The organism is Micromonospora sp. ALFpr18c (assembly GCF_008868155.1).
Classification (GTDB): Bacteria; Actinomycetota; Actinomycetes; order Mycobacteriales; family Micromonosporaceae; genus Micromonospora.
The window spans coordinates 1-4,420 of the sequence record NZ_WBKR01000303.1; the positions used below are offsets into that span (position 1 = coordinate 1).

General features: G+C 68.5%; 4 protein-coding genes and 1 pseudogene. All 5 read right to left on the reverse strand.

Translation table 11 applies throughout. The annotated features are described in order from the left end of the window. A pseudogene (locus tag F8271_RS30010) lies at positions 1-215 on the reverse strand (IS256 family transposase); the annotation flags it as partial. Next, a complete protein-coding gene (locus F8271_RS30015) occupies positions 199-1,056 on the reverse strand; it encodes a TniB family NTP-binding protein (protein ID WP_225854861.1) in 858 nt (285 codons plus the stop codon). The gene F8271_RS30015 and the pseudogene F8271_RS30010, both read right to left, overlap by 17 nt. Continuing rightward, positions 1,053-3,158, reverse strand: coding sequence for a helix-turn-helix domain-containing protein (locus tag F8271_RS30020; RefSeq protein WP_192580521.1), 2,106 nt, complete (start codon positions 3,156-3,158; stop codon positions 1,053-1,055). Before F8271_RS30020 ends, F8271_RS30015 begins: the two co-directional genes overlap by 4 nt. Then, the gene (locus tag F8271_RS30025; protein WP_151493172.1) at positions 3,151-3,930 is read right to left on the reverse strand and encodes a TnsA-like heteromeric transposase endonuclease subunit; all 780 of its coding nucleotides are present in this window, start codon (positions 3,928-3,930) and stop codon (positions 3,151-3,153) included. Before F8271_RS30025 ends, F8271_RS30020 begins: the two co-directional genes overlap by 8 nt. 132 nt (positions 3,931-4,062) lie before the next feature. Then, the gene (locus F8271_RS30030) at positions 4,063-4,293 is read right to left on the reverse strand and encodes a hypothetical protein (RefSeq protein WP_151493173.1); all 231 of its coding nucleotides are present in this window, start codon (positions 4,291-4,293) and stop codon (positions 4,063-4,065) included. Positions 4,294-4,420 lie beyond the last annotated feature (127 nt).

Below are 4,420 nucleotides of genomic sequence, written 5' to 3' on the forward strand. Positions count from 1 at the left end.
AGGTGGTCGGTGATTTCACCGTCCATCGCAGCCTCGATCACACGCTTGGTCAGCTGCTGCAGCAGCCCGCCCTCACCGGTCAGTTGCAGGCCCGAGGTCCGGGCCTGCTCGACGAGCTGGCCGATCAAGTCATCGTTCCCCCCGGCCGGCAGGCCAGGCTGCTGCTGCTTCTTCGCCACCGCGGCAGTATCCACGGCGTCAGTCGTCATGGTCATCAGGTGCGTCTCCTTGATCAGGAGTTACACCGTTCTTTTTACAGTCCCTCGCGGCGACGAGCTTCGCCCAGTCGGTCTTGTCCTGCGCGGTGCGGTAGGTGAACGGGCTGGTGTCGACCGGGATGAACCGGCCGGCGATCTGCCGGCCGCGGACCCCGGAGAACATGCCGTTCTCGTGGAGGTCCAGGCCCGCGTAGACGAAGGTGGCGCTGATCGTGTCGAAGAAGTATTTGAGCTGGTCGGAGGCATTCTTGCCTTGGCGGGTGGTGAGGTCGAGGCGGTGGATCTCGTCGACCAGGACCATGCCGGTGCCGACCCGGCGCATCACCGTGGCGACGTTGTGCGCGACCGACTGCGGGCTATCCCGGGTTGCGACAGGCAGGCCGAGGAAGATGGCCATCTCCGTGGCAAGCATCTTCGGGGTGGCATCGGGCGGGACCACGATATAGACGACCGGGATTCGGTCTGTGACGCCCGGGCTGCGGCGTTCCAGCTCGATCTGGAACTTCTTGCCGAGCTGGGTGATCGAGGTGGATTTTCCAGTGCCGCTGGCGCCGGACACGATCAGGCCGCGCCGGCCGAGTTGCTTGCCCCGGTTGTTGATGACCAGTTTCGTGCCGGTGTGGATGACCTTCTTGATGTCCGGGGTGGCGACCAGCAGCAACGCGGAGTGGTAGTCCTGTCGGGCTTCGTTGTATAGGTCCCGCTCGAACGAGGTCAGCTGCTGCCAGTCCGCGTCCGGTAGCAGCCGCGGTGGCTCCGGGTTGATCTGGGCGACGAATGAGGCCCAGCCCTGCTTGGTGGCCAGCGGATGCCGGACGTCGCTGGACAGCGTGCTCATCGGCCAGCCTCCAGGTCATCGGCGAACGGGTTGAACAGCGCGAACGGCACCACTTCGCCGACCAGGACCTGCGGTTGCTCGGCGGATTCCGGGTCGAGCGCGGGCAACGGCTGCGGTGGTTCGGCCGGCGGCGCGGGTTCCGGTGGATCGGCGAACGCGGCGGTGGTCAGTTCCGGGGGCAGGTGGTTGCCCATCGCGTGAGCTGTGCGGTTTCGCGCGAGTGCCCGGCCGCTGCCAGGGCCTTCCTCGGCGCGACGTAGCAGCGCGGCCAGGATCACCGAGACGGCCATCTCGTTGGTGTCGTCCAGGCCCCGCTGTGCGGCAATCTTGCGGGAGGCGCGCCAGGTGAAATCGGCGAACGGCTGCCCGACCACGCTGTGATGGGTCCAGGGGACGGTGATCCAACCGCCGTGATGATGGTTGCGAACCCAAATCCGCGAAACGTCGTAGGGGTCGTAGTGGACCTCCCACCGGCCGGCGCGGCTGGTGACGCCGGAGTTCTTGCGGGCGTAGGGCCGCAGCTCCCCGCAGTTGTAGGTGCGGTAGTCGATCTGGATTCCGCCGTCGCCGATGGCCCGCCAGTCCGCCGGCAGCAGTTCGATGTAATCCTCGCCGGTCAACGCGACCGGAACGTAGCCGGCGGCAGCGACCAGCGCGGCGTAGGCATCGTTCGGGGAAGCCGCCTGTGCCGGGTTGAACGGGTGCCGCAACCCGTCATGCGGGCGAGTCTGCCACCCGGCGATCACCCACTCGTCGAACAGTTCTTGCAGGTCGGGCAGCGACCACACGGCCCGCTCAGCGACGTCACGCCCTCGGCGGGTGACGTCACGGCCGGTGTAGCCGGACACGTGCTGGCAGAACAGCGTGTTGATCGACTCGAAGGTGCGCTCGACGATCGCCTTGTCCGTCGCCGTCTGCTGATGTGCTGGCTGCACCGAGATGCCCAGCGTGTCGGCCGCGCGCAGGAACACCTCAGACAGGAACACCTTGCCGTGGTCGATCACGACGGTGTCCGGAACGATCACCGGCTTCGCCGCGGCGAGAGCCATCCGGGCATCCATGGCGACCAGCCGCTGGTGCGGGATCCGGGTCGCCGACATCGCCAGCGCGGCGTCCCAGCCAGGCCGCATCGGCTCCGGGACCATGACCCGGGCCAGCAGCAGCGCCGCGTCGACCGCCTTCGCACCGACCGGCCGCAACACTCCGGCGCAAATCGTGCGGGTGGCGATGTCGATGGCGAGCACGAGTTCCGCTCGGCCGATGACACCATCGTCCATCACCGCCATGACATCCAGCGGGGTGCTGTCCAACTGGACCTGCTCGCCCGGCCGGTTCGCGGTGGTCGCGGTGTAGGCGCCGGCCGGCTTGTTCGCCGTCTGCCGGCGCGTCACCGCCGACCCGAAGGTGTACCGCCCAGCCGACAACGCCTCCAGCAGCCGGTAACAGGTCGCCGGCGACGGCATCTCGACCACGCCGGGGCCATGCTCGTCGTCCAACAGCTGCCGGATCTGCCGCAGCGCCCGCGACTTCGTGCCCGTCGACGTGCCGGTCTGCGCCTCGATCACCGCGGCGGCCGCCGCAACCACCCGGGCATCGACGTTGCCGGTCGGCTTCGCCGTGCGCGCGTGCCGGGCGTCGACCAGACCCCAAAGGCCCTGCTCGCGGTAGCGGCGCCGCATCCGCTGGACCGTGCGGACGCTCGTCTTCGTCCCGGCCGCCGTCAACTCCGCCGCCTTCGCCGCCTCCCGGACCGCCATCGGATGCACCGCCGGGTCGTACTCGGGCCTCGGCACCGCGCCCTGAGCGTCCGACATCAGGCCGGTCTCGACCTCGATCAGGTGCCGCTCCCAGTCCCGGGCAGCCTGCACCACCTGCGCCGGCAACGCCTCCAGCAGCCCGTGCGGGTCCACCCGAGGAGCCGGCGCCGCGCCGACCAGCTCGAAGTCCGCCGCGCCCAGCAGATACGGCAACGCCACCACGGTCGTCGCGCCGGCCGCCGACACCAGCCGGATCGCGGAACCCGAGATCGCCACCACGGTGTGCGTCGTCCCGGCGAAGACCACCCGATCGTTGACCCGCAACACGCCCGGCCGCTCAGCCATCCCGCTCACCAACCAGCGCCAGACGATCGATGGTCGGCGCCACCTGCACGATCGTGCGGTGCGACAGCACCAGCGACAGGTCCGTCATCAGCTCCCGCCGCCAGAGCAGGTGGTAGAGCACCGGCAGGGTCCTGAGCGGGTCACCGGCGACCTCGGCGCCGTCCATCAGTGAGCGCGGCCGCGCGAACGCCTCCAGCAGCACGGCGGCCACCTGCCCGTCGAAGCACCGCGGGTGCCGGTAGCCGGCCAGCCACCGCTGGTTCGCCACCAGCACCGGGTCCAGCCGGTCCCATACCGCGTACCGCCACCCCAGTAGCGCGCATGCCCGATCGGTGACCCCGAACGCCTCCCGGTCCGCCTCCTCGATGAGTTCCAGCGGCCGGGAGTCCAGCACCAACACCGCGTCGTCATCCAGGCGCACCAGGAAATCCGGGGCGTGCCGACGGGTCTTGCTCTCACCAGGCCAGAGCAGCCAGAACGGCTGCGACACGATCCCGCTCACCGACGGGTCGAAGTCCAACGCCACCAGGTGATCGCGTTCCACCCACGATTCGAAGCCGACCTGGCGACCCACCGTCGCGGACCAGTACCAACCCGGGAAGTTGCGCTGACCCCGATACGAGGGGAACGACCTCACCGGCCGGTCCAGCACATCGACCACCTCCGGCAGCCAGCCCCACGGCACGCGCTGCTCCACGCCCTGGTCATCCAGGTAGATCGCCTCAAAGTTCTCATCCAGGCCAGGCAGCCCGATACGCCGCGTTCGATGCACCGGGACATCATTCCTCGCCACTTCCGATGAGAATTCGCCACCCGGCTCCAAGGGAGAAGTCAGGAGCCGCAGTTGTGGCCGAACGTGGAATCATGCCCGCATGGCGGAACGCGACTGATCCGCGTGCAGGCGTCACAACTGTGCAGCGCCCGCGGCGTAGCTGAAGATCTTTTGCGGCGTCATCCGAATCCATGCCGAAGCCCAGGGCAGTTCCCGACCGTATCGGGCAGCAGCAGCCGTCACCTCATCAGCCGCAGCATCCAAAACCTCAGCCGGTCCTTCCGCCATCACCATCGCATGTTCCGAACCGCCACCCTGCATGACGACCAGAGACGCCCACGGGCACGGCCGTTTCATGATCACGATGTGAGGCCGAGGATGGTGAATGGCCTGGTCATGTTGCGGGCTGCCCAGCGGGTGGCTTCGGTGATGTCGGGTCGGCCGGCCAGGCGTAGGGCGTTGATGGCGAGGTTGCGTAGCGAGGCCAGGA

Excerpts from the sequence above, each read along its gene's own strand:
- F8271_RS30020 (WP_192580521.1), bottom strand. The coding sequence starts at position 3,158 with ATGGCTGAGCGGCCGGGCGTGTTGCGGGTCAACGATCGGGTGGTCTTC.
- F8271_RS30015 (WP_225854861.1), bottom strand. The coding sequence starts at position 1,056 with ATGAGCACGCTGTCCAGCGACGTCCGGCATCCGCTGGCCACCAAGCAG.